Raw genomic sequence first — 23,404 nt, forward strand, 5'->3', positions numbered from 1 at the left:
CTGGTGCGCCGCCGTCGACCCTGCCAGCATGAATGGATGCTTGAGGCAACAAAGTCACCCAGCCCGTCCAACCAGCCACCCCTGAACCCAGCTTTGGCTGCTGAGGCGAGGATCGCCCGGATAGCCGTCACGGTGTTCCCGCTGCTGGTGGTGGCCGCAGGCGTTGCTGGCTATCTTGCGCCCGGAGCGTTCAAACCGATGGCCCCCAGCGTTCCCTACCTCTTGGGCATCATCATGTTCTGCATGGGCCTGACCTTGACGCCGCCCGACTTCGCCGCCGTGGCCAAGCGGCCCTGGGCGGTTTTGCTGGGCATCGTGGCGCACTATGTGATCATGCCCGGCGCGGGCTGGCTGATTGCGGTGGCCCTGAACCTGAGCCCTGAGCTCGCGGTGGGTTTGATTCTGGTGGGCTGTGCGCCGTCCGGAACTGCCTCGAACGTCATGGCGTTCCTGGCGAAGGGGGACGTTGCCCTCTCCGTGGCGGTCGCTTCGGTGTCCACGCTCATCGCCCCGATCGTGACGCCGTTGCTGGTGCTCTTCCTCGCCGGCTCGTACCTTCAGATCGACGCCGGCGGCATGGTCATGGATATCCTCAAGACGGTCCTGCTGCCGGTCATCGCCGGGCTGCTGGCCCGGCTGTTCCTCCGGCGGGCCGTGGCCAAGGTGCTGCCGGCGCTGCCGTGGGCATCCGCCGTCGTGATTTCCCTGATTGTGGCAATTGTGCTGGCCGGCAGCGCCGACAAAATCGTGGCTGCCGGCGGCGTGGTCTTCCTCGCCGTGGTGCTGCATAACGGGTTCGGCCTGGGCCTGGGCTACCTCGCGGGCAAGCTGGGCCGGCTCGATGCGAGGGCCCGCCGCGCGCTGGCGTTTGAAGTGGGGATGCAGAACTCTGGCCTTGCCGCCACCTTGGCCACCGCGCACTTCAGTCCGCTGGCGGCACTTCCGTCCGCAGTCTTCTCGCTGTGGCACAACGTCTCCGGCGCCATTGTGGCGGCGTGGCTGGCGCGCCGGCCCCTGCCTGACGCGTCCACCACACCGCCCGTCCCGGCGAGTTCGCAAACGCCTTAGGCGGAAGCGGAAACCTGCAGGTACTCCTCGTCCTCGGCAACGTTCGAGTTGCGGCCCAGCGCCAGACCGATCAGGGTGAGGATGCAGGCGACCGTCAGGTAAATGGCAACCGGCAACCAGCTGTTGTAGGCGCCCATCAGAAGCGTGAACATGAACGGTGCAATGGCACCGCCAATGATGCCGGCAAAGGTGTACGCCAGGGAGCTGCCCGTGGAGCGGAGCCGCGGGCTGAACTGCTCCACCACGAACGCGGCCTGTGGGCCGTACATGAAGGAGTGGAAGACCAGGCCCATGACCGTGCCGATAATGAGGACCACACTGGATTTGCCGTCCAGGGCGATGAAGAACACGAAGGCCCAGATGGAGGCGCCCACGGCTGCAACGCCGTAGACCAGGCGACGGTTGATCCGGTCTGACAGGGCGCCGGCCAGGGGCATGGTGAAGAGCTGTACGGCGGAACCAATAAGCACAGCTACCAGGACCTGGCCGCGGTCGAAGCCGAGCTTCTGGATGCCGTAGGTCAGGGTGAAGACGGTGCAGAGTGCGTAAAGGACGTCCGGGCCAATGCGGCTGAGGATGGCAGCAGCGAGAGGGCGGCGCTGCGTCTGCAGGACTTCCCGGATGGGCGCGCTCGCCTTGTCGCCACGGGCTTCGAGTGCCCGGAACACCGGGGTGTCCTCGAGGCGGAGCCGGATCCAGAGTCCAAACGCGACCAGGACGGCGGAGATCAGGAACGCAATGCGCCAGCCGTAGCTGAGGAACGCTTCCTCGGAGAGGACCAGCGTCAGGATTGCCAGGGCACCGTTGGCCATCAGGTTGCCAGCCGGCGGGCCGATCTGGGCTGCGGAAGCCCAGAATCCGCGACGCCGGGGATCACCGAATTCGCTCGACAACAGCACAGCGCTGCCCCATTCGCCGCCCACACCCACGCCTTGGGCGAACCGGAGCAGGACCAGCGCGATCGGCGCCACGATGCCGATGTTGCCGTAGGTGGGAAGCAGGCCGATCAGGAACGTGGCCACGCCGATCAGGAGCAGCGTGATGACCAGGACCTTTTTGCGGCCAATCTCATCACCGAGCCGGCCGAAGATGATGCCGCCGACGGGGCGGGAAATGTAGCCCACTGCGTAGGTGGAGAAGGCCAGCAGGGTGCCGGTGAGGGGGTCTGCCGCCGGGAAGAAGATGAGCGGGAAGACGATTGCTGCTGCTGCCGAGTAGACGGCGAAGTCGTAGAACTCCAGCGCGGTGCCGGTCAGGCTGGCCGCGAAGGCCTTGTACATGTCCTTGCGCTCCACCACGATGGGCTCGGTTTTTGGCGCGGGTTGGCTGGCCATGATTGTCCTCCAAAGGGGGTTCCTGGGAACCGCGGGGGCGGAAAAGGTGCTGGCCGCCGTCGTTCGCATGGGACTGAGGGGACGACGACGGCGGGAGGTTTGGGCGGTCCGTTGACGGCACCGCCCCGACGGGGTTCTTGCACAACAGTTGTTGAACAATCTGAAGTTGTTGAACAATCTATTGTGAAGTGGGCCACTTCGTCAAGACCTTCCGCAATTCCGGCACTCTTTTCTTGCGCGCCAAAGGAACCGAACCCGGTACTGAAGGCGCGGTTCGGTGCGTGACTGGGCGCGTTATGGCGAGTTGCGTGCGGGGCGTCGTTTCTGGCCCCTCGCTGTGGGCGTAAAGCCTAGGATTCGCACTCGCGGCAGTACTTCTTGCCGTCCTTTTCGCGCGCCAGTTGGCTGCGGTGATGCACCAGGAAGCAGGACATGCAGGTGAACTCGTCCTGCTGGACCGGGATGATCTGGAGCTGAAGTTCCTCGGCTGATGGTTCGGCGCCGGGCAGGTCAAAGCCGTCGGCAAGGTCTGTTTCGGCAACGTCCATGAGGGCTTCGCTGCGGTTGGAGGTGTGCTGGGCCAACTCGGTGAGGGCGCTGGCGGACTCGTCTCCGGGGCTCACCCGTGGGGCGTCATAGTCAACTGACACGTTGGCGTTCTCCTGTCGACTTTCCTGTGCGCATGGTGCGGCGCGTTCCGTTCTGGACAGAGCCACAACGGAGTGTAGTGCAAAGATATTCCCGCAACTCTACGCGACGCCGCGATCAAGTAGGTATACTGATCTAACTACTTTAGGTCAGGGGCCAGCCATGCCATCGAACAGCTCACCATCAACGGCCCGGCGCCCAGCGCGAGCCTTGCTGCTGGCAGCTGCTGCACCACTGTTTTACGCGCAGGGGATTACTGCAACAGGCATCGACGCCATCACCACGGGTGCCGGCGTGGCCAAGAAGAGCCTCTACAACAATTTCCGTTCCAAGGCGGAGCTGGTGGCGGCCTACCTGGAGGCCCGGCATGAGGAGTGGCTGGAGCTGTATCGGCAACGGGCTGGTGCTGCTGAATCGCCCCGGGACTTGGTCCTCGCCGTCTTTGATGCCTATACCGACCACGCCAACTTTGGCTACCAGGACGGTTTCCGCGGGTGTGGCCTCTTGAACGCCGCCGCCGAACTTCCGGTGGGACACCCCGGCCGGCAAGCGGTTCGTCGGCACAAGGAAGAGGTGGAAGGCTTGCTGCGCCAACACCTCGCGGCAGCTCCGCAGGGCGGCCTGCTCGCCAGCCACCTGGCGCTTCTCCTGGAAGGTGCCATGGTCCGGGCAGGTTTGGAGGGCGACGACGGCCGCCTCCTGCAGGCGCGTCAGATCGCCGTGGACTTGCTGGACAGCTCGCTGGTGGGCGGGACAATGCAGACCAGGCCGTTGTTGGACGGACCCTCGCGGGCCAGACCGCCGCTGGATGGTCTGTGATGGGCGCTCGCTGGGGCATCTTTGCCGTGGTGGCTGCCTCGGTGCTGTGGGGGACCACGGGGACTGCCGCGACGTTGGCGCCCGGCGTCAGCCCACTGGCCATCGGGGCCGTTGCTATGGGAATCGGCGGGCTCCTGCAGGCTGCTGTTGCCGCCCGCCAGATCCGTGCGAACAGGGCACCTTTGGTAGCCCGCTGGCGCCTGGTGGCTATTGGTGCGCTGGCTGTTGCCGCCTATCCACTTGCCTTCTATTCCGCCATGCATCTCGCCGGGGTGGCCGTGGGAACGGTGGTGACCATCGGCTCTGCCCCCATCGCAGCGGCCCTGATCGAGTGGGGCAGCGACCGCAGGCCACTAAGTCGCCGGTGGGTTGCTGGCGCACTGTTGGGCGTCGCGGGAGCTGCGCTGCTGTCCGTGTTCGGGCATGGCGGGGAGGCTGGGGCGCCCGGTTCGACGTGGTCTTCGACGGCGGGAATCCTCCTGGGCCTGGTGGCCGGGGTTACTTACGCGCTGTACTCCTGGGCCGCGCACCGGTTGATCAGCGCGGGGAACCCGGCCAGGGCGGCGATGGGTGCCATGTTTGGGGTGGGCGGCGTTCTCTTGATGCCGGTGTTGGCGCTGACCGGGGCATCCCTGCTGGCATCGGCGTCCAACGCTGCGGTGGGCCTCTACATGGCATTGATGCCGATGTTTGTGGGCTACCTGCTCTTCGGCTGGGGACTGTCACACCTCCGGGCAAGCACCGCCACCAGCATTTCTCTGCTGGAGACAGTAGTGGCGGCCGCCCTTGCGGTGCTGATTGTGGGTGAACGGTTGGCGGCGCCGGCCTGGGTCGGCGCCGCGATGGTTGTGGGCAGCCTGTTCGTGCTCGGTGACGGAGCACCCAAAGCCAGCGCAGCCAAGGAAAGAGATCTGGCGGCGGCTACAAATGACCCGTCGACTTAGAGGCGGCGCAACTCCGCAAACTCGAGCGACGGAACGATCGCCCCGGCGTCGCGCTCCACAAAGTTGGTGCCGGGCGCGACCACCTCGTCGATCGCGTCCAGCACCTCCTCGCTGAGCCGGACGTCGGCCGCTGCCAGGTAGGAGGCCAGGTGCTCTTCGGTCCGGGGGCCGATGATGACGCTGCTGATGGCGGGATGCGTCAGCGCAAAGGCCACGGAGAGGTCCACCAAGGATACTTCCAGCTTGTCAGCCAGCCGGGTGAGCGCGTCGGTGGCATGGAGTTTGCGCTCGCTGGCTGGCCCGGACATGTCGTACCGCCCCGGCAGCGAGTGTGCCCTCGCGGCGGCGGGCCGGGAATCGAGGGTGAAGCTGCCGGACAGCCAACCCCCAGCCAGGGGCCCGTACGCCAGCACGCCCAGCCCATATTGGGCGGCGATGGGCAGGACATCGCGCTCGATGCCGCGCACCAGCATCGAATACGGGACCTGGTTGCCCAGCGGCGGGATCAGGTGGTTGGTGTTGGCCAACCACTGCGCCTCCACCAACTGCGCGGGGGTGAAGACGGAGGTGCCGTAGTAGAGGATTTTGCCCTGTCGGATGAGATCGTTCAGGGTGGTGATGGTCTCCAGGACGTCAGTGTTGTAGTCGGGCCGGTGCGCCTGGTAGAGGTCGATTCGGTCCGTCTGCAGCCGGCGCAGACTGCCCTCCACTGCCTGCGTGATCCAGCGGCGGGAATTCCCGGAGTGGGCAGGGTTGGCGCTCATCTGGCCGTGGAACTTGGTGGCCAGGAAGACATCGTCCCGGCGGCCGCGAAGTGCCCGGCCCACCACCTGCTCCGACTGGCCCTGCGAGTACACATCCGCCGTATCCACCGCCGTAATCCCTGCGTCCAGGGCTGCGTTGATGATCCGGATGCTCTCTTGCGCACCGGTCGGCGCGCCGGTCGCGGAAGGGCCAACGCCGCTCGCTGCACCGCCCGTGGAAGGGCCAACGCCGCCCGCCTCGCTGCCGAACCCCTCGGTGAAGTTCATGGTTCCCAACGTGAGTGGACTGATGGGGGTGCCAGAGCGCCCGAAAATTCGAAGCTCGCTAAGGCCCATCCTTCAGTTCCTCCCACTGGTGCAGATCATGACGTTGATCGAACAGACGCTACACAGATTCGACGCCGGGACCCGGGGTTTCGCCACGGGGCTTCTCTTTTCGTCGCACGAGGTAACGCTGGGGCTTCGGCGTGACGATTTGTGGCGGCCACGTCACGCTTTCGTGCGCGCGGCTGGTTGCCATAATCTGGTGGGGACGGTTGCGTGGGGGGAGCAAATCCTCTGCGTGACGAGGCAGCTCGGTAGGTTTGGTCCCATCACACACGCGAGGCGGACACGCATGACGGCAACAGGTCAGCAGCAGGATCAACCGGAGCAGGCGGGCATAGCGCCGGCCGGTCCAGTTCCCGCCCAAACGCGTGCAGGTGAGGCTGCGATTGCTGGTCACACAGCGACCAATGGTGACGCTGCAAACAATGGTGGCCCTGCGAACACCGGCGATGCCGTGGACCCGGGCCTGCTCCAGCAGCTTGCCGACGCGCACGGTGTGGGGACCACGTTCCAGGGCTGGGACGGTCTGCCGCATACCGTTGCCACCGCTACGCTGACGAAAGTCCTGCACGCTTTGGGCGTCCAGGCGCAGACCGACGAGCAAATCCGGCTGGCACTGGCCGACGCCGAACTGGCGCCGTGGCGGCGGATGCTGCCGCCCGCCGTCGTGCTTCAGGAAGGCCAGCCCGGACAGGTGCCGGTGCACGTGCGGGACGGCTCCGCTGTCACCGTTGAGATCACCCTGGAGTCCGACGGCGGCAGCCTCGCCGCAGGTCAACTCGATGCGTGGGTGCAGCCCCGGCACGTCGACGGGATACTGACAGGGCGGGCGACCTTCGGCATCCCGGCGGACCTGCCCCTGGGGTGGCATACGCTGCGCGCACGCTCCGCCGACGCCACGGCAACCGCAACCCTGGTGGTGGTGCCCGCCCGGCTGGACACCGACAGGATGCTGACCGAACGCCGCGGCTGGGGCCTGGCCACGCAACTGTATTCGGCACGGTCCAGGCGCTCGTGGGGGATCGGCGATTTCGCGGACCTGGCGGATTTGGCCGCACTGAGCGGCGCCCGGGGTGCCGATTACGTGCTGGTGAACCCGCTGCACGCGGCAGAGCCCGTGCCGCCGGTGCAGCCCTCGCCCTACTCGCCGTCCACCCGGCGGTTCTTCAACCCGCTGTACATCCGGGTGGAGGCCGTTCCGGAGTTGGCGTACCTGGAGCCGCGTAAACGGGCCATGGTGGACCGGCTCCGCGAAAGTGTGGCGGGCCTGAACGCCGAGGGCCAGCATTTGGACCGGGACGCCGTGTATACGGCCAAGCTGCAGGCGCTCGAACTGCTGTACGACGCGCCGCGACCACCGGCCAGGCAATCTGCCTTCGATGCGTTTCTGGCGCTGTCCGGGGCTGGGCTCGACGACTTTGCCCTGTGGTCGGCCATCCGTGAGGATGTGGCCCCTGACGACCAGTTCTGGACTGATGCCTCGTCCGAGCTGGGTTCGGCGCAGGCTGAGGCGCTCAAGGTGCAGCTGGCGGGCCGGATTGGCTTCCACCGTTGGCTGCAGTGGATCTGCGATGAGCAACTTGAGGCTGCGCAGCACAGTGCCGTCAAGGCTGGGATGCGGATGGGCGTGGTGCACGACCTCGCCGTGGGCGTGGACCTGGAAAGCGCCGACGCCTGGACCTTGCGGGAGGTGCTGGCGCCAGCTACGAGCGTGGGCGCTCCACCGGACATGTACAACCAGCAGGGCCAGGATTGGGGCCAGCCGCCGTGGCATCCTGGCCGGCTTGCCGAGACGGGGTACGCCCCTTTCCGGAACATGCTGGCCACCATCCTGCGGCACGCTGGCGGGATCCGGGTGGACCACATCCTTGGCCTGTTCCGGCTCTGGTGGGTCCCGGCCGGCAATTCGCCGGGGGACGGCGCCTACGTCCGCTACGACCATGAGGCCCTCATTGGCATCCTCGCCCTGGAAGCGCACCGCGCCAATGCCGTGGTGATCGGCGAGGACCTGGGCACGTTCGAGCCATGGGTCCGGGACTACCTCGCGGCCCGCGGCATCCTGGGCACCTCGATTTTGTGGTTTGAGTACGACGGCGATTTGCCCCTTGCGCCCGAAAAGTATCGGGAGCAGGCGCTTGCCAGCGTCAACACCCACGATCTGCCGCCCACCGCAGGGTACTTGGCCGGCATCCACGTGGCGTTGCGCAGCAAGCTGGGGCTGCTGGAGCGGTCCGAGGCCGAGGAACGGGCTGACCACGAGGCGTCGCTGGGCAAGATGTTCGCCGTGCTCCGCGATCGCGGCCTGCTCTCGGCTGAGGATGCGGCCATGAAAACGCCCGACCCCGAGGCCCGGGTCATTGAGGCGCTGCACGTGCTGCTGTGCCAGGCTCCCTCGGTACTGATGGGCGTCGCCCTGGTGGATGCGGTGGGGGAGCGCCGGGTCCAGAACCAGCCCGGCACCACCGAGGCGCTGTATCCGAACTGGCAGATTCCGTTGGGCGGCCCGGACGGTGCGCCGGTCCTGCTCGATGACCTGCCTGCCAACGCCCGCTTCAACTCGCTGTTGCGTGCGGTGGATCGGGCCCTGCGCTAGGTCACGGGACCGGGATGCAGCAGCTACGGCCGGACGTCGGGGCGCAGATTGTGCTCCGGCTCCGTGCTGCCGGCTGCGTTTTCGCCGAGGACGAGGCCCAACTTCTCGTCGCGGAGTCCGCCGGACCGGAAGAACTGGAAAGCAACGTTCGACGCCGCGTGGCTGGCACTCCGCTGGAGTACATCCTGGGCTGGGCTGCTTTCGCCGGCCAACGCATCGCGGTAGCGCCCGGTGTGTTCGTGCCCCGGCTGCGGACCGAACTGGTGGTGGACTTGGCCGCGGCGGCGCTGACGCGGAAGGCGGCGGTGCCCGGCGTTCTTGAGCCGGGGCCCCGTACGGTGGTGGTGGATCTCTGCTGCGGGTCAGGGGCTGTGGGGGCGGCTTTGGCCCTGCGCTTTACGGGGATCGAGCTCCATGCCGCGGATATCGACCCCGCTGCTGTGGCGTGCGCCCGGCAAAACCTCGGACCCGTGGGCGGACTGGTTCACCAGGGCAATCTGTTCGAGGCGCTACCCCACGAGCTTCGCGGCCGGGTACGCGTCCTTGCAGTCAACGCACCCTACGTCCCCACGGCGGCCATCGAAACCATGCCGCCGGAAGCCAGGCTCCATGAAGCGCGCGCCTGCCTTGACGGCGGCGCCGACGGCCTCGACTTCCACCGGCTGGTGGCCCGCGGCGCCAAGGAATGGCTGGCGCCGGGCGGCCAGGTCATCATCGAAACCAGTGTCAGACAAGCACCCGCCACGGCAGCTATTCTTGCCAGCGCCGGGTTGGCAGTGCAGACCGTGAGGTCCGAGGAGCTCGACGGGACGGCTGTGGTGGGAACGGCCGGGTTGGAAGTGTAGGGGCGGGAACCGGGGCAGTCGGCAGGTGGCCCGTCCGGATCCACCTCCACCGTGATCAGTCCGGGTGGACAGCGATCACCAGCTTGCCAACCGCCAGGTGCTCCTCGAGACGATGCATGGCGGCTGGGGTGTCGGAGAGCGCGAAGGTGGAGTCGATGATTGGCCGCAACGTGCCAGCCTCCACCATGGCCTTCAGGTCCAGCAGGTCGGCTTCCTTGGTAACGGAAATCAGGCCGCGGAATTTCTGCTTGCTGAAGAGTCCTGCCAGCGGAGCCAGGAGGGACCGCTCGAATCCACCGAGGACGCGACCGCCGCCCTCGCCGCCAACAATCACCAGGGTGCCGGTGGGCGTCAGGGCCCGCCGCAGCTGCCGCACAGGCCGCCTGCCACCCATGTCCACAATGACGTCGTAGCGCTCGCTGCCGATCACCCGGTCCACCCGATAGTCAAGAACCTGGTCGGCGCCCAAGGAACGCACCAGATCCCGCTTCGGCTCGCTGCACACGCCCGTGACGTGGGCGCGGAGGGCCTTGGCGATCTGCACGGCGAAAATACCCACGCCGCCTGCCGCCCCCAGCACCAGGACGCGCTGACCTGCCTGGACCTTACCGGCGTCGCGGACTGCGTGCAGTGCTGTGGTGGCTGAGGTGGGAAGGGCAGCGGCCCGCTCTGCGGTGGTTTCGGCCGGCAGCGGGACCACCGCATCCGCCTGCGCCACCGCGAATTCCGCAAAGGCTCCGTTGGCTGTCCCAAAGACGTAGTCGCCCACCAGGTGGCTGGTGACGTTGGCGCCCACCGCGGTGATGCGGCCAGCCACGTCCATGCCCCGCACCCGTTGTTTGGGCGCCCGAATTCCCAGCGCCAGCCGGGCCAGCAGGGGCAGCCCCGTCATCAGGTGCCAGTCACCGATGTGGATCGACGCCGCGCTGACCTGGAGCAATACTTGGCCGGCGGTCGGAACTGGGGTGTCGACGTCGGCGATCCGGAGCGTGGCGGAGGTCCCGTACCTGTCCTGAAGCACTGCTTTCATGGCTTTTCTCCTGCGTAGTGAAAGACCCTGTCGAGCGGGATGTTGAAGACGTGGGCGATCTGGAAGGCAACCTCCAGGGAGGGGGAGTACTTGCCTTGTTCGATGGCGTTGATGGTCTGCCGGGTGACGCCGACCCGGTCCGCGAGCTCGGCCTGGGTCATCTCGCCGTGGCCGAAGCGGAGAGTGCGGATGTCATTGGTGACCCGGGTTGGCTTCACCATCCGACAAACCCGCGGCGGTAAGCGACGATCTTGGACACGGACTCCAGCAGCGCCGACAGCACGAAGCCGAGGTAGATGACGTTGGCGATGTATGCGTGCGGGGCCTCGAGCATGGCAAGGATGAGGGCGCTGATGGCACCCAGCACCACGAACGACTGGCCGATGTATTCGCCGGACCGATTGATTTCCTTGTCCCGCTGGTCCGTTGCCATTGCTGATCGGGGGGCGCCAATGAGAATGGCGAGGTTGAGCACGATTGCCGCAATGATCGCGCCGCCGATGCTCCACAACAGTGGACCGACGTAGTCCATGGTGGCGAGGGAGGTGGCTGCGGCGCGCGGCAGGACCGTTGCCAGGTAGAGGCAATACGCCACCAGCGCCACCGCTCCCATGATCCAGGTGCGTTTCTCTTCGATCGACATGGTCCCGCGCCTTTGTGTAAAGAATTATTGACACGGCCAATGTAAGGCGAAGCAGACATGGTGTCAATGACTTTTGACATCTTCTCACTGCTGTCTAAGTGCTTCGTTTAACGGGAAAAGCACCGACCAGAACGTGAGTTCCAGTCGGTGCTTTTCAGCGTCAGCTCCTCCACCGCGCCTGAGCGCGGGGAGGTGGCGTCTAATTAGCTGTTGACGCTGCGGCGGGTGATCATGCCGTAGACAAGCAGGACGATCAGCGAACCGCCGATAGCCAGCAGCCAGGTGGAGATCGAGAAGAAATCGTTGATTCCGGTCCCGAAGATCATACCGCCAAGCCAGCCGCCGAGCATGGCGCCAACAACACCCAGAATCAGGGTGATGACCCAGCCGCCACCCTGCTTTCCGGGGAGAATGGCCTTGGCGATCGCGCCGGCGATGAGGCCAAGAATTAGAAATGCGATGAATCCCATTTGATGTTCCTCTTCCTTCTGTTAGGAGGCTCCCGGATTCCGAAAGCTCTTATCCTTCGGCCCCAATAGTAAACATACTTACTATTTTACGCCACTTTTCGCTGAAATGCCGGGTTGAACGCCTACGGTCACGAGTGGTGGCGAGGCGGGGAGTGGGCGCGAAACCCAGTGGTTTCACACTCCGGCGACGGGGGAACGCTACTGGTCGTCCAGGCGGAAACCGATCTTGATGGTGACCTGCCAGTCGGCGATCTCGCCGTCGCTGATGTGCCCCCGGATCTCCTTGACCTCGAACCAGTCCAAGTTGCGAAGGGTCTTGGCCGCCTGGGCTACCCCATTGCGAACGGCGTCATCCACGCCCGCATTGGAGGTGCCGACAATTTCAGAAATGCTGTACGTGTGATTGGCCAAGGTGCGCTCCTCGTGATCATCGTTGGTCCCGGTTGAAGGGGGTCCTTGAAGACTAGTGCGACTTCTCGGGGCTGGCCAGAGCCCCGAGAATGAGTTCCTTGAGGTCATTCATGGTCTGTTGCATGTGGTCATCCATGGTTTGGCGCGCGCGGACGGCATCGCCGGATTGCAGGGCCTCGGCAATGTTCTGGTGGTGCCGGATGGCGTGCTGCTGGATGGCAGGAATGGCGGACGTTTCCGCGCGTCGAACTTCAAGCAGACGGCGCAGGGGATCGAAGAGGACGGCCACGAAAATGTTGCCGGAGGCGTGCAGGATGACGTCGTGAAAGGCGAGATCGGCTTCCACGAAAGCGCCGACGTCGTTGATTGCCGAGGCTGCGCGCATCGCCGAGAGGTGCGCAAAAAGGGAGTCCACATCGCCTTTGGAAATCCGGGTCGCCGCCAGTTCGCAGGCGCCCGTCTCCAACATCCGGCGCAGCTCAATCAGGTGCAGTGCCGCTTCCCCAGACGTGGACTCAACAGATGCGGCGCGCAGGACAGCTTCCAACGAGGCCCATAGCTTGAGGGGGTTGACGAACGTCCCCCTGCCGCGTTCAACGCTGAGGATGCGCTGGGCTTCAAGGGTCTTGATGGCTTCCCGGACGGTCATGCGGCTGACGTCGTGCAACGCGCTGAGCTCCAGCTCGCCGGGTACGGCAGAACCGGGCGGGAATTCGCCCTTGATGATCCGGTCCAACAGCTCGTCCGCCACCACGCCAACCAGTGACTTCCTGGCCACACTGCCCCCGCTCGAGTTGTGGGCCCTGTGCCCATCGATTGATCAGCCAAGTCTACTTGCGCGCCTGTATGACGTATGCAACACTAGCACTCGAACGTAAGATGTCAGACATCTTATGGATCGAACGAAAATTAGGATCCGGGTTCCGGATCGATACACAACGGAGTGCATTGTGACGCTTGCAGCAGATGTCCTCGCCGCGTACCCGGCTGAGGTCCAGATCCCCGCAGCGCTGGTGGCCAGCGCTGTTTCCCAGCCCGGCCAGGACCGTCCTCGCGTTCTGGTGGTGCTCGACGACGACCCCACAGGCACGCAGTCCGTGGCAGACCTGCCCGTGCTCACCCGCTGGGACGAGGCCGACTTCGCCTGGGCGTTCGCCCACATCGCGGAGAGCAACTGCGGCCCGGCCGTGTACGTCCTCACGAACACGCGCAGCCTTGACCCGGCAGAGGCTGCCGCCCGGAACGAGGCAGTGGTCCGGAATGCCTTGGCCGCCGCGGCTCAGCACGGCAAGAACGGTGCACCCCTGGAGCTCGGGTTTGTGAGCCGCAGCGACTCCACCCTCCGCGGTCACTACCCGCTGGAACCTGACGTCATCGCGGCCACCGTGAAGACGGTCAGCGGCGAAACCACCGACGGTGTGGTGCTGGTTCCGGCGTTTCCCGACGCTGGCCGCGTCACCATCGGCGGCATCCACTTCATGCGCGACGCAGCCGGCACCCTGACGCCCGTCTCCGAGACAGAATTCGCCCAGGACGCCAGCTTCGGCTTCAGCACCTCGGTGATGAAGGACTACGTCGCCGAAAAATCCTCCGGCCGCTTCCCCGCCAGCTCCGTGATCGTCCTGGACCTCACCATCATCCGCGCCGGCGCAGTTGAGGGTGGCAACGACCCCGCAGCCTCCGCGAAGGCCATCGCGGACGCGATCGACGCCGCCGCCAACTCAACCCCCATCGTGGCGGACATCGTCACCGAAAACGACCTCCGCGCTCTCGCCCTGGGCCTTGAGGAAGCCGAGCGGCGCGGCAAGAAACTGCTGTACCGCGTGGGCCCGCCGTTCGTCAGGGCCCGCCTCGGCCAAGAGATCCGCACCGAACTCAGCGGCGCCGAAGCGTACGCCGGGCACGCACCCTCCCCAGCAGGCGGGCTGATCGTGGTGGGCTCCCACGTTGGCGTCACCACCCGCCAACTCAAAGCCCTCACCGAACAGCACAGCGCCGCCCGGATCGTGGAAATCGACGTCGAAAAGCTCCTGGCCGACCCCGCAGCAGCCGAAACCTACCTCGAAACGGTGGTGACCGACGTCGTCACCGCCCTGCACGACGGTGACGTCATCGTCCACACGAGCCGCCTCCTCATCAAAACGGACGACGCCGCCGCAAGCCTCCGCATTGCCCGCACCGTCTCCGCCGCAGTCGTCGCCGTGGTCAACCGGACGCTGAAAACCTTCCCGCCGCGCTTCGTGATCGCCAAGGGCGGCATCACCTCCTCCGACGTTGCCGCCCACGGCCTGGAAATCCGGCATGCCATTGTCCGTGGCCCCATGCTGCCGGGCATCGTCTCGCTCTGGGAACCAGTCGACGGTCCGGCCCAAGGCATCCCCTACATCGTCTTCGCCGGCAACGTGGGCGACGACGAATCCCTCGCCCAGGTCACCCGCAAACTCAGCAACACCTTTTAGTCCCCGCTGGCTCCCAACCCTCGCAAGCTCGGGCCCAGCCACCGCTCCCAACCGCCCCCCCAATTCGATGGAGAACATCATGACCAGCACTTACACCGTCACCGTCCTGGGCCTGGGCGCCATGGGCCTGCCCATGGCCACCCGCCTCGCCAGCCAGCTCACCGTCCACGGGTTCGACATCGCCGAACCGCGCCTGCAACTTGCCGCTGACGCCGGCATTGCCACGTTCGGCACCGCCCGCGAGGCCGCAAAAGGCGCCGACGCCGTCCTGCTCGCCGTCCGTAACGGCGAACAGCTCAATGACGTCTTGTTCGGCGATCAGGGCGTCGCGGCGGTCCTGGAGCCGGGCGCCGTCGTGATCCTGGGCAGCACGGTGGGAACCGATGCCATCCCCGCCACGGTCGAAAAGCTGGCCGCGTTCGGTGTTGACCTCGTCGATGCGCCGCTCTCCGGCGGACCGAAGCGCGCCGGCGAAGGCGACCTCCTGATCGTGGTGGGCGCCTCGCCCGAGGCCCGCGCCAAGGCCGCCCCCGCGCTGGAACTGCTTGCCTCCACCCTGACGGTGGTGGGTGACAAGCCCGGTGACGGGCAGGCCCTGAAGACGGTAAACCAGCTCCTGTGCGGCGTGCACATCGCCGCCGCCGCCGAGGCATTGGCACTGGCAGACGCACTCGGCCTGGACCAGGCCAAGACCCTGGCAGCGCTCGAAGCCGGCGCTGCAGGATCGTTCATGCTGTCCAACCGCGGCCCGCGCATCCTTGAGGCCTACGACCAGGACGGCGCCGAGGTGCTGTCCCGGCTGGACATCTTCGTCAAGGACATGGGAATCGTGGGCAAGGCGACCCGGGCCGCCGGCCTGGCCGCACCCGTGGCGGCTGCCGCGGAACAGCTCTACCTGCTCGGCCAGGCCCAAGGCCTCGCCGCCTCAGATGACTCAGCTGTCATCAAGGTCGTGGCACCCACCAAACGCACGAAGTAGCCAGCCGCCCGCACTACCTACGACGACGGCGTACCCCCGTTCCGCCGTCGTCGTACCCCAGCAGTACCCCAGCAGTGCCCGAAAATAGCAAACACCTTCTGGAAGACTGGCTGGTCATAGGAGACCCCTCGTGAATGAATTGATGAATCCGCTGATCCTGCGGGCGGCCGACGCCCCCGCCATCAAGCCGGCGGTGGAGCTTGGTACGCCGCTGCTGCTGACCATCGCCGCGCTGGGCATCATTGTTCTGCTGGTGATGATCATCCGCTTCAAGATCCAGGCCTTCGTGGCCCTGCTGACGGTCAGCATCATGGTAGCCATCGCCGCCCAGATCCCGCTCAAGGACGTGTTCACCGTGGTGGCCAACGGTGTGGGCAGCACCATGGGCAAGGTGGCGCTGCTGATTGCCCTCGGTGCCATCCTGGGCCGGATGATCGAAGTGTCGGGCGGCGTGCAGTCACTCGCTGCGCACTTCACCGACAAGCTTGGCGCCAAGCGCGTAGCCGTGGCGCTCACCGCCGTTGGCTTCCTGGTGGCCATTCCGGTGTTCTTCGAGGTGGGCGTGATCGTTCTGGTGCCCATCGTGTACGCCTTCGCCAAGATCGCCAACGTCCACCCGGTCAAGTTCGGCCTGCCCATGGCGGGCATCATGCTGGCCATCCACGTGGCTGTCCCGCCGCACCCCGGAATTGTTGCCGGTGCCGGCGTTTTCGGCGCCGACATTGGCCTGATCACGCTCATCTCACTCATCATCTGCGTCCCGCTCGGTTTCCTGTCCTACTGGGTTGCCAGCATCATGAACCGCAAGGAATACGAACTGCTCCCAGGCGTGAAGGCCCAGGTCGACGAATTTGGCTCGGACACGCTTGCTGACGTTTCCGGGGGTTCCGCTCTCCGCACCCAGACCATCGCCCCGCCGCGGCCCGGCCTGATTATCTTCCTGATCGCCGCCCCCATTGTGCAGATCCTGATTGGCACCGTAGGCACGCTCACCATCCCCAAGGACAACTCCTGGTACGGCCTGGCCGCGTTCATTGGCAACCCCTTCTTCGCGCTCCCGGTTGCTGTGGCGCTCTCCTTCTTCCTGCTGGCGGTCCGCCGCAACTGGTCGCTGAAAGAAACGGGCGAAGTTTTCGAAGGCGCACTGCCTCCCATCGCCTCAATCCTCATGGTGGTTGCTGCAGGTGGCGTGTTTGGTGAAGTCCTCCGCACCTCAGGAATCGGCGCCGCCCTCTCGCAGACCCTTGATCACTTGGGCCTGCCGGTCATTGCGCTCGGCTTCGTCATTTCGTTGGCGTTGCGGGCAGCCCAGGGCTCGGCCACAGTGGCAATCGTGACCACCACCGGCCTGCTTACCTCCGCCGTCATGGAAGGCGGCTACACCCCGGCCCAGATCGCGGTAATCGTGATCGCCATTGGCTTCGGCGCACTCGGCCTCTCCCATGTGACCGACGCCGGCTTCTGGACTGTGGTGCGGTACTACGGCCTCACCGTCTCCGACGGCCTGCGGACCTGGACCGTCCTCACCACCATCCTGGGCCTGGCCGGGTTCGCCCTGACCTTCGTGGCCTGGATCATCGTCGGAGGCCTGAGCGTCTGATGCGCACCCGACTCGACCACCTGGTCACCTCAGCACTGCAGCAACGCTCCGCCGTCCCGGCGTTCACCTGCTACGACTTCACCACCGCGCTCGCCGTGGTGGGCGCAGCCGAGGACGCTGGCCGCGGCGTCATCCTGCTGGTGGCACCCAAAACCGCCGCCACGCCTAACGGCCTCCGGCTCATCGCGGCGCTGCGCACCCTGGCGGACGCGGCCGCTGTGCCCGTGGCTGTGCAACTTGATCACGCAAGCAACCTTGCCGTGATGTCCGACGCCGTCACCGCGGGGGCGGATTCGGTCCTCGCCGACGGTTCGTCCCTGCCGTACGCCGACAACATCGCCTTGGTGGTGGCGGCCCGCGAGCTGTTGGGGCCGGACGTGGTCCTCGAAGCGGAGCTGGGCGGTTTGGCTGGCGATGAGGACCGGGCCTTCGGTGCTTCTGGTGCTGGTGCTGGTGCTGGTGTCGACGTTGCGGGGCTCACGGACTCCGCCCAGGTGGAAGACTTCGTCTCCCGCACGGGCGCGCAACTCCTGGCAGTGGCTGTGGGTAACGTGCATGGCAAGTACAAGGGCGAGCCGCAGCTGCGGTGGGACGTGTTGCAGGACATTGCGGTGCGCACCCACATCCCCCTGGTCCTCCACGGCGCATCCGGGATCCCGGCCGCTGAGCTGGTGAAGGCCGCCGCCATGAACGTGGGCAAGGTCAATTTCAACACCGAGCTCCGGACTGGCGTCTTGGCCACCCTCCAGGAGCATCTCCCGTCCCGCCGGCTCGACGGCGAAAACCTGCAAGCCCTTTTGGTGGACTGGAACCGCTCGGCCGGGACGTTCGCCGCCAGCGCGCTGGGGATGCTGACGCGCTGAGGTGCTTTGGGAGACTAGGATCAAGCCATGATCCTGGTCTCCCTCATCTTTGTCTTCCTCGCCGCGGCGTTGCACGTCTTCATCTTCACCTTGGAGTCAGTCAACTGGACCCAGCCCGCCACCTGGAAACTGTTCGGACTTTCCTCGCAGGCTGAAGCAGAAACCACCAAGTCGTTGGCCTACAACCAGGGGTTCTATAACCTCTTCCTCGCGGTCGGCGCGTTTATCGGCCTGGGGCTGGTGGCTTTTGGTACTTCTGGTTCCGCCCAGCACGTTGCCGGCTGGACCCTGATCTTCACCTGCTGCGGATCCATGCTGCTGGCGGCCCTGGTCTTGGCCTTGAGTGGGCGGAAGAATCTCCGGCCCGCCGTGACGCAGGGCGTTACCCCGCTGATCGCCGTCGTACTCGGCCTGATTGCCGTAGCCGCCTAAGTACTTTCCCTGCGGGGGCCGCGCCGGTTGCCTGCCCTGATCCGTTTCGGTTGAGCATTGCCACCGGCGCCGAGTAGTGCCAGTGTCGAAGCATGACCGAGAACACCATGTCCACAGAAGACACGTACGCGCCGGACGTTACGCTGGGCAGGAACGACGCTGAGCACTGCTACGAACTCCACGTGGGCGACCAGCTTGCCGTCCAGGCCGTCTTCGAGGACCAGCCCGGCCATGTGGATTTTGTCAGGACCGAGACCACGCCCGGTTTCGAGGGTCGCGGCTTAGGGAAGGTGTTGGCGCACTTCGCGCTGGACGATGTGGTGGCCATGGGCAAACGCATCGTGCCGCATTGCCCGTTCATTGCGGGGTACGTCCGCAAACACGAGCTCTACACGCAGTTCGTGGACTGGCCCGAGGCGTAGCTGGGGCGGCTCCTGGTGCCATCTGTATGGAGCAGTTAGCCTTCGTCCACTTCGGTCAAAAACGACCCTTACTGACTTGCACCGAAGCCCACCGATGTCATTTTCCATACTCGCCTGCACTGCGGGCCGCCTGTTTTCGCGGTTGTGCAGGCGAGTATTGAGCACTGGTTTTTCCGTACTCCTCTGCACTAATGTCGTTGTTGCTTACTACTCCTCTGCACACCAAGGGAGGTAGCGGAGTGGATGCAGAATCTACGCACATTCGTGAGCCCGGCACGTTGACCATGTCAGATGCTCTCTGGGGCCGGACGAAGTCAATTTCGGCGGTGATCACGCCCTTGGCAACGCACGCGGTCGTCGGCAGGGCGGCAGTTGATGCGGCCGCCTTGGGGTTGGGCATATCGCGCCGCCAGGTCTACGTGCTGATCAAACGCCATCGCGACGGGTCTGGGTTGCTGACGGATTTGGCCCCGGGCCGCTCCTCCGGAGGGAAAGGAACCGCGCGTCTGTTAGACGATGTCGAGGACCTCGTCCGCGAGATCGTGCGGAAGCAGTTCCTGACCCGGCAGAAGCGGACCTTGGCGGCGGTGTATCGCGACATCGCTGCAGCGTGCCGCGCACGACAGCTCCCGGTCCCGGCCCGAAACACGGTGGAGCGGCGAATCCGGGCGCTGAATCCAGTTGAGGTAGGCCGGCGCAGGGGTGGCCCCAATGCGGTGCGGCCGTTGCAGTCTGCCGGCGACGAGGTGCCGGCGATCAGCACAATTTTGGAACAGGTGCAGATCGATCACACGGTCATCGACGTCATTGTCGTGGACGAACGGGAGCGCCAACCGATCGGCCGCCCGTATCTGACTGTAGCGATCGATGTCTACAGCCGATGCATTATTGGCATGGTCGTGACCCTGGAGGCGCCCTCGGCAGTGTCGGTCGGGCTGTGCCTGGCGCATGCCGGCACTGACAAAAGGCCATGGCTTGAAAGTTTGGGTATTGAGGCGCAGTGGCCCATGAGCGGGAAGCCGAGACAGCTGCACCTGGATGACGCCAGCGAATTCAAGAGCGAGGCGCTCCGGCGAGGATGCGAGCAACATGGTATCAAGCTTGCCTACCGCCCGCCGGGCCGGCCTCACTATGGCGGGATCGTGGAACGGGTGATCGGCACCGCAATGCAGCAAATCCACGAACTTCCCGGAACCACCTTTTCCAATCCCGTCGAACGGGGCCGGTATGACTCGGACCGGAAGTCGGCGCTTACGCTGCGCGAGCTGGAGAAATGGATGGCCCTGGCCGTGACCAGCTACCACGGCACCGTCCACAGCACCTTGGGGCAGACGCCCACCGGTCGGTGGGCAGAAGGAGTGGCGGCCACGGGGCTGCCGGCGGTTGCCTCGAACCCGACAGCGTTCCTGGTCGACTTCCTTCCCGTCGTGCGGCGTACCCTGACGAGGACGGGCTTCGTCATCGACCATGTCCACTACTTCTCCAATGCGCTGAAACCTTGGATCAGCCGGCGCGGAACGCTTGGGCCGTTCCTCATCCGTCGGGACCCCAGGGACATCAGCAGAATCTGGGTGTTGGAACCAAAGGGGGCTCACTATGTAGAGGTCCCTTACCGGACGATGGCTAACCCCTCTGTGAGCCTGTGGGAGCACCGGCACGCCCTGGCGCGACTACACGAGCGCGGCGTAGCGCAAGTGGATGAGGTGGCGTTGTTCCGTACCATCGAGCAAATGCGGGAGATCGCAAACACTGCCTCGAGGACTACCAAGCGCATGCGCCGCGACGCCGAGCGCCGCAATGCAGTGACGACGCGGCATTCGAAGACACCATCCCCATTACTCCCGCCGGAAGCCCCTGCTGAGCAGGCACCGGACACAGCCGCGGATGCGGCCGCGGTGCCGCTATTCGATCAGATTGAGCAGTGGTGACCTTGCCTGAGTACGAGGCAGCGGAGTTGTCCCACCTGCACCCGAGTGTGCGGGACACGGCACGGTTGCCTGCAAACGAGCGGGTTGAATTGATCCGGGCCGACCGGTGGATCGGCTACCCGCGCGCGGTGGAAGCGGTGGCCCGTCTGGAGTCCCTGCTGTGCTGGCCGGACAAACAGCGCATGCCGAACCTGTTGCTGATCGGGCCGACGAACAACGGCAAGTCGATGATCGTGGAAAAGTTCCGCCGGGGACACCCGGCCGTGGCCGAGCCAGAGCGGGAACGCATTCCAGTATTGTGCGTGCAGATGCCGTCGGAGCCTTCCGTGCTGCGTTTCTACATCGCGCTCCTGGCGGCGCTTGGGGCACCTCTTCAACCACGCCGGCGTCTGGCTGACGTGGAGCAGATCTCGCTGAAACTGCTGCGTTTAACGGGAGTGCGCATGCTGGTCATCGACGAGCTGCACAATGTCCTCGCCGGGCAGGGCAATAGCCGTCGGGAGTTCCTCAATCTTCTGCGGTTCCTGGGCAACGAGCTGCGCATCCCGATCGTCGGCGTCGGAACACGGGAGGCGTATCTTGCGGTCAGATCCGATGATCAGTTGGAGAACCGGTTCGAACCGATCGTCCTTCCCTTGTGGATTACGGGTGCGGACACCCTGTCGTTGTTGGCCAGCTTCGCCGCTGCTCTGCCGCTGCAGCGCCCCTCGGAGATCGCTACTCCCGATATGGCGCAGTATTTGCTCGCCCGGAGCGAGGGAACGATTGGCGAACTCGCCCGGCTCTTGACGACCGCGGCGATCGCCGCCGTGGAAAGCGGTGAAGAGTGCATTAATCGCCGCACCCTGGTCATGGCCGACTACGCAGGACCCGCGGAACGGCGGCGCTTGTTCGAACGCGAACTGATGTGAGACCGCCTGAACGCTGGCCCCTGCACCCGGCGCCGGTAGAAACGGAGTCGTTGTCCTCCTGGCTGCGGCGGACGGCCGCCAGCTACGACATGTACTCCTATGAGCTGCTCGAACACGGGCTCGGTCACCGGGAACTCAACGACGCGGAGCTGGATCTGAACCCGCCGCCTCACCTGCTCGACGAGCTCGCCAAACGCACCGGTCTCGACCACCACCACGTACATACCATGACCATGACCGGATGGGTGCCATGGCTCTTCGACAGCCTCGCACCCGCCCCCGACAATTACGAAACCTATGTGCACCAACTCTCGGTGCTCCTGCCACCGAAGCGGCGCCAAATCTACACACCGGGGAAGTGGTTGCCGTGGCTCCCGGAAGCCGGGGCAAAGCGGGCATGCCGCGAATGCCTGGAGTCCGGCCCGAAGATACTGCTGTTCTGGCAATTGCCGCTCATGGCCAGCTGCCCGGTACACGGGCGCCGGCTGGAGTCCTATGAAGGACACCCGGCGGACTACATCCTGTGGGCAACTCCCGCCGATGACCAGCGGGAGCTCCCCAAGTCATCGACCCTGATGGACCGGCGCACCTGGCAGGCGATAACAACAGGATCCGTGGACCTTCCCCGGCGCTCGGTTCATGCCGGGGTCTGGTTCCGGCTGCTGCGGACCCTGCTGGACGAGCTCAGCACGGCCCGGGGGAGATACGGCCGGCAACTGGAGGACGTGCGCCGGGTCTGGGACCGCTGCGGCCATCCGTTCCGTGCAGGCCTGCATTCATGGCAACCGTTCGAGACCCTCGACTGGACCAGACAGCAGCAACTGCTCGAAGCCGCTGCCGCCGCGATGGAAATGATCGAGGACGGCTCGCTGACCGCCCTGGGTACCTCTGCGCACCTTCTGCGTCCCGAACCGAATGCCCCGATCAGCGACGGAACCCCGCCCGGATCCTTGACAGGCACCGCCGGCGCGCAGAAGCAGCCGACACTGGACGAGCTCTGGAACCAGGTGACGGCTACCTTGGACTTATGCATCGCAGCAGCCAAAAAGGATCCCGTGGTCGCGAAGCACCTCTTCGACTTCGCACGCTACGGGTGCCGCAATGAAGAATCTGTGCGCGGTCTTAGGGACACCTTCGCCGAGCTTCAGATACCCCTCGACTTTCTGTCACAAACACAAGGAGATAGACCCTTTGCCTGACGTAGAATAAGTAACGGGATAAGTGACATATTCCGATTTCGAACCGGACTGAAATCCCGATGTCACTTAAACGAACGTATAAATGACAGAGGAGAACTGCCGTGCTCGTCGGATACATGCGTGTCTCCAAAGCCGACGGATCCCAGACCACTAACCTGCAGCGCGACGCACTCCTGGCTGCCGGCGTTGGTACGGAGTCCTTCTATGAGGACAGGGCATCCGGGAAGAAGGACGACCGGCCCCAGCTGGCCGCGTGCCTGAAAGCTCTGCGTCACGGCGATACCTTGGTCGTCTGGAAACTTGACCGACTCGGCCGGGACCTGCGGCACCTGGTCAACATCGTCCACGACCTGACCGAACGCGGCATCGGATTGAAGGTCCTCACCGGCCAGGGCGCCGCCATCGACACCACCACTGCCTCCGGCAAGCTGGTTTTCGGCATCTTCGCTGCCCTCGCCGAGTTCGAACGCGAACTCATCTCAGAACGCACCCTCGCGGGCCTGGCCGCCGCCCGCGCCCGGCCGCAAGGGGGGACGCCCCTACAAAATGACAGCAGCCAAGGTCCGTCTCGCCATGGCATCGATGGGCAAGCCCGGCACTAAAGTCAGCGAACTCTGTGCCGAACTTGGTATCACCCGCCAGACCCTGTATCGGCACGTATCACCCACAGGTGAGCTTCGTCCTGACGGAGAGAGGCTTCTTTCTTCCTAACTGT

General features: G+C 65.3%; 23 protein-coding genes and 1 pseudogene. 15 read left to right on the forward strand and 9 right to left on the reverse strand.

Translation table 11 applies throughout. The features are described from left to right. Window positions 1-36 precede the first annotated feature (36 nt). Window positions 37-1,068 carry a bile acid:sodium symporter family protein gene (locus PSET11_RS01410; protein ID WP_124090020.1) on the forward strand — a complete coding sequence of 344 codons (1,032 nt, stop codon included), beginning with the start codon at window positions 37-39 and terminating at the stop codon, window positions 1,066-1,068. On the opposite strand, the gene PSET11_RS01415 is transcribed toward PSET11_RS01410, so the two are convergent. Beyond that, window positions 1,065-2,402, reverse strand: a complete 1,338-nt coding sequence (locus PSET11_RS01415) for an MFS transporter (protein ID WP_124090022.1) — start codon at window positions 2,400-2,402, stop codon at window positions 1,065-1,067. The genes PSET11_RS01410 and PSET11_RS01415 overlap by 4 nt on opposite strands. Before the next feature lie 350 nt (window positions 2,403-2,752). Further along, the gene (locus PSET11_RS01420) at window positions 2,753-3,052 is read right to left on the reverse strand and encodes a DUF4193 domain-containing protein (protein WP_124090025.1); all 300 of its coding nucleotides are present in this window, start codon (window positions 3,050-3,052) and stop codon (window positions 2,753-2,755) included. Window positions 3,053-3,212: 160 nt separating this feature from the next. Here PSET11_RS01420 and PSET11_RS01425 point away from each other — a divergent pair, with 160 nt between their 5' ends. Continuing rightward, window positions 3,213-3,869: a TetR/AcrR family transcriptional regulator gene (locus PSET11_RS01425; RefSeq protein WP_124090027.1), complete on the forward strand. Its 657-nt coding sequence runs from the start codon at window positions 3,213-3,215 to the stop codon at window positions 3,867-3,869. Further along, window positions 3,869-4,813 carry a DMT family transporter gene (locus PSET11_RS01430; RefSeq protein WP_203415865.1) on the forward strand — a complete coding sequence of 315 codons (945 nt, stop codon included), beginning with the start codon at window positions 3,869-3,871 and terminating at the stop codon, window positions 4,811-4,813. The genes PSET11_RS01425 and PSET11_RS01430 overlap by 1 nt, the downstream gene beginning before the upstream one ends. Here the strand turns inward: PSET11_RS01430 and PSET11_RS01435 are convergent. Further along, window positions 4,810-5,913, reverse strand: coding sequence for an aldo/keto reductase (locus tag PSET11_RS01435; RefSeq protein ID WP_124090029.1), 1,104 nt, complete (start codon window positions 5,911-5,913; stop codon window positions 4,810-4,812). The genes PSET11_RS01430 and PSET11_RS01435 overlap by 4 nt on opposite strands. Window positions 5,914-6,193: 280 nt before the next feature. Here PSET11_RS01435 and malQ point away from each other — a divergent pair, with 280 nt between their 5' ends. Together malQ and PSET11_RS01445 are read left to right on the forward strand one after the other, a co-directional pair. Beyond that, complete coding sequence (malQ, locus tag PSET11_RS01440) at window positions 6,194-8,497, forward strand: 4-alpha-glucanotransferase (protein WP_124090031.1); 2,304 nt, start codon at window positions 6,194-6,196, stop codon at window positions 8,495-8,497. A 14-nt stretch (window positions 8,498-8,511) separates the two neighbouring features. After that, complete coding sequence (locus PSET11_RS01445; protein WP_124090032.1) at window positions 8,512-9,342, forward strand: putative protein N(5)-glutamine methyltransferase; 831 nt, start codon at window positions 8,512-8,514, stop codon at window positions 9,340-9,342. Window positions 9,343-9,397: 55 nt separating this feature from the next. Here the strand turns inward: PSET11_RS01445 and PSET11_RS01450 are convergent, their stop codons facing one another. The 6 genes from PSET11_RS01450 to PSET11_RS01475 form a co-directional block, all read right to left on the reverse strand. Then, window positions 9,398-10,372: an NAD(P)-dependent alcohol dehydrogenase gene (locus PSET11_RS01450; RefSeq protein ID WP_124090034.1), complete on the reverse strand. Its 975-nt coding sequence runs from the start codon at window positions 10,370-10,372 to the stop codon at window positions 9,398-9,400. After that, a complete protein-coding gene (locus PSET11_RS01455; RefSeq protein ID WP_124090036.1) occupies window positions 10,369-10,593 on the reverse strand; it encodes a helix-turn-helix transcriptional regulator in 225 nt (74 codons plus the stop codon). The genes PSET11_RS01450 and PSET11_RS01455 overlap by 4 nt, the downstream gene beginning before the upstream one ends. Continuing rightward, a complete protein-coding gene (locus PSET11_RS01460; RefSeq protein WP_124090038.1) occupies window positions 10,587-11,015 on the reverse strand; it encodes a hypothetical protein in 429 nt (142 codons plus the stop codon). The genes PSET11_RS01455 and PSET11_RS01460 overlap by 7 nt, the downstream gene beginning before the upstream one ends. A gap of 203 nt (window positions 11,016-11,218) precedes the next feature. After that, window positions 11,219-11,485, reverse strand: a complete 267-nt coding sequence (locus PSET11_RS01465; RefSeq protein ID WP_124090040.1) for a GlsB/YeaQ/YmgE family stress response membrane protein — start codon at window positions 11,483-11,485, stop codon at window positions 11,219-11,221. 198 nt (window positions 11,486-11,683) lie between these two features. Further along, window positions 11,684-11,896 (reverse strand): dodecin, encoded by a 213-nt coding sequence (locus PSET11_RS01470; protein ID WP_124090042.1) that lies wholly within the window; start codon window positions 11,894-11,896, stop codon window positions 11,684-11,686. Between the two features lie 52 nt (window positions 11,897-11,948). Then, a complete protein-coding gene (locus tag PSET11_RS01475; protein WP_124090044.1) occupies window positions 11,949-12,674 on the reverse strand; it encodes a FadR/GntR family transcriptional regulator in 726 nt (241 codons plus the stop codon). 172 nt (window positions 12,675-12,846) lie between these two features. Here PSET11_RS01475 and PSET11_RS01480 point away from each other — a divergent pair, with 172 nt between their 5' ends. From PSET11_RS01480 to PSET11_RS01525, 10 genes and pseudogenes are all read left to right on the forward strand, one after another. Continuing rightward, window positions 12,847-14,355, forward strand: coding sequence for a four-carbon acid sugar kinase family protein (locus PSET11_RS01480; protein WP_124090047.1), 1,509 nt, complete (start codon window positions 12,847-12,849; stop codon window positions 14,353-14,355). Window positions 14,356-14,434: 79 nt separating this feature from the next. Next, entirely contained in the window at window positions 14,435-15,334 is a 900-nt protein-coding gene (locus tag PSET11_RS01485; RefSeq protein ID WP_124090049.1) for an NAD(P)-dependent oxidoreductase, read from the forward strand. 130 nt (window positions 15,335-15,464) lie between these two features. Continuing rightward, a complete protein-coding gene (locus PSET11_RS01490) occupies window positions 15,465-16,934 on the forward strand; it encodes a GntP family transporter (protein ID WP_124090051.1) in 1,470 nt (489 codons plus the stop codon). Further along, window positions 16,934-17,797 (forward strand): class II fructose-bisphosphate aldolase, encoded by an 864-nt coding sequence (locus PSET11_RS01495; protein WP_124090053.1) that lies wholly within the window; start codon window positions 16,934-16,936, stop codon window positions 17,795-17,797. The genes PSET11_RS01490 and PSET11_RS01495 overlap by 1 nt, the downstream gene beginning before the upstream one ends. 27 nt (window positions 17,798-17,824) lie before the next feature. Continuing rightward, window positions 17,825-18,229 (forward strand): DUF1304 domain-containing protein, encoded by a 405-nt coding sequence (locus PSET11_RS01500; RefSeq protein WP_124090055.1) that lies wholly within the window; start codon window positions 17,825-17,827, stop codon window positions 18,227-18,229. A 92-nt stretch (window positions 18,230-18,321) separates the two neighbouring features. Next, a complete protein-coding gene (locus PSET11_RS01505) occupies window positions 18,322-18,651 on the forward strand; it encodes a GNAT family N-acetyltransferase (protein ID WP_124090057.1) in 330 nt (109 codons plus the stop codon). 239 nt (window positions 18,652-18,890) lie between these two features. After that, window positions 18,891-20,579, forward strand: a complete 1,689-nt coding sequence (locus PSET11_RS01510) for a Mu transposase C-terminal domain-containing protein (RefSeq protein ID WP_160118943.1) — start codon at window positions 18,891-18,893, stop codon at window positions 20,577-20,579. After that, window positions 20,576-21,490, forward strand: a complete 915-nt coding sequence (locus PSET11_RS01515) for a TniB family NTP-binding protein (protein WP_427846144.1) — start codon at window positions 20,576-20,578, stop codon at window positions 21,488-21,490. The genes PSET11_RS01510 and PSET11_RS01515 overlap by 4 nt, the downstream gene beginning before the upstream one ends. After that, window positions 21,487-22,689 (forward strand): TniQ family protein, encoded by a 1,203-nt coding sequence (locus PSET11_RS01520; RefSeq protein WP_124090063.1) that lies wholly within the window; start codon window positions 21,487-21,489, stop codon window positions 22,687-22,689. Before PSET11_RS01515 ends, PSET11_RS01520 begins: the two co-directional genes overlap by 4 nt. Before the next feature lie 101 nt (window positions 22,690-22,790). Then, window positions 22,791-23,400: pseudogene (locus PSET11_RS01525) on the forward strand (recombinase family protein). Window positions 23,401-23,404 lie beyond the last annotated feature (4 nt).

Origin of the sequence: Arthrobacter ulcerisalmonis, assembly GCF_900609065.1 — a bacterium.
Classification (GTDB): Bacteria; Actinomycetota; Actinomycetes; order Actinomycetales; family Micrococcaceae; genus Arthrobacter; species Arthrobacter ulcerisalmonis.

Coding starts and splice junctions, on each gene's coding strand:
- PSET11_RS01410 (WP_124090020.1), top strand. CDS start 37: ATGCTTGAGGCAACAAAGTCACCCAGCCCGTCCAACCAGCCACCCCTG.
- PSET11_RS01415 (WP_124090022.1), bottom strand. CDS start 2,402: ATGGCCAGCCAACCCGCGCCAAAAACCGAGCCCATCGTGGTGGAGCGC.
- PSET11_RS01425 (WP_124090027.1), top strand. CDS start 3,213: ATGCCATCGAACAGCTCACCATCAACGGCCCGGCGCCCAGCGCGAGCC.
- PSET11_RS01430 (WP_203415865.1), top strand. CDS start 3,869: ATGGGCGCTCGCTGGGGCATCTTTGCCGTGGTGGCTGCCTCGGTGCTG.
- PSET11_RS01435 (WP_124090029.1), bottom strand. CDS start 5,913: ATGGGCCTTAGCGAGCTTCGAATTTTCGGGCGCTCTGGCACCCCCATC.
- malQ (WP_124090031.1), top strand. CDS start 6,194: ATGACGGCAACAGGTCAGCAGCAGGATCAACCGGAGCAGGCGGGCATA.
- PSET11_RS01445 (WP_124090032.1), top strand. CDS start 8,512: ATGCAGCAGCTACGGCCGGACGTCGGGGCGCAGATTGTGCTCCGGCTC.
- PSET11_RS01450 (WP_124090034.1), bottom strand. CDS start 10,372: ATGAAAGCAGTGCTTCAGGACAGGTACGGGACCTCCGCCACGCTCCGG.
- PSET11_RS01455 (WP_124090036.1), bottom strand. CDS start 10,593: ATGGTGAAGCCAACCCGGGTCACCAATGACATCCGCACTCTCCGCTTC.
- PSET11_RS01460 (WP_124090038.1), bottom strand. CDS start 11,015: ATGTCGATCGAAGAGAAACGCACCTGGATCATGGGAGCGGTGGCGCTG.
- PSET11_RS01465 (WP_124090040.1), bottom strand. CDS start 11,485: ATGGGATTCATCGCATTTCTAATTCTTGGCCTCATCGCCGGCGCGATC.
- PSET11_RS01485 (WP_124090049.1), top strand. CDS start 14,435: ATGACCAGCACTTACACCGTCACCGTCCTGGGCCTGGGCGCCATGGGC.
- PSET11_RS01495 (WP_124090053.1), top strand. CDS start 16,934: ATGCGCACCCGACTCGACCACCTGGTCACCTCAGCACTGCAGCAACGC.
- PSET11_RS01500 (WP_124090055.1), top strand. CDS start 17,825: ATGATCCTGGTCTCCCTCATCTTTGTCTTCCTCGCCGCGGCGTTGCAC.
- PSET11_RS01505 (WP_124090057.1), top strand. CDS start 18,322: ATGACCGAGAACACCATGTCCACAGAAGACACGTACGCGCCGGACGTT.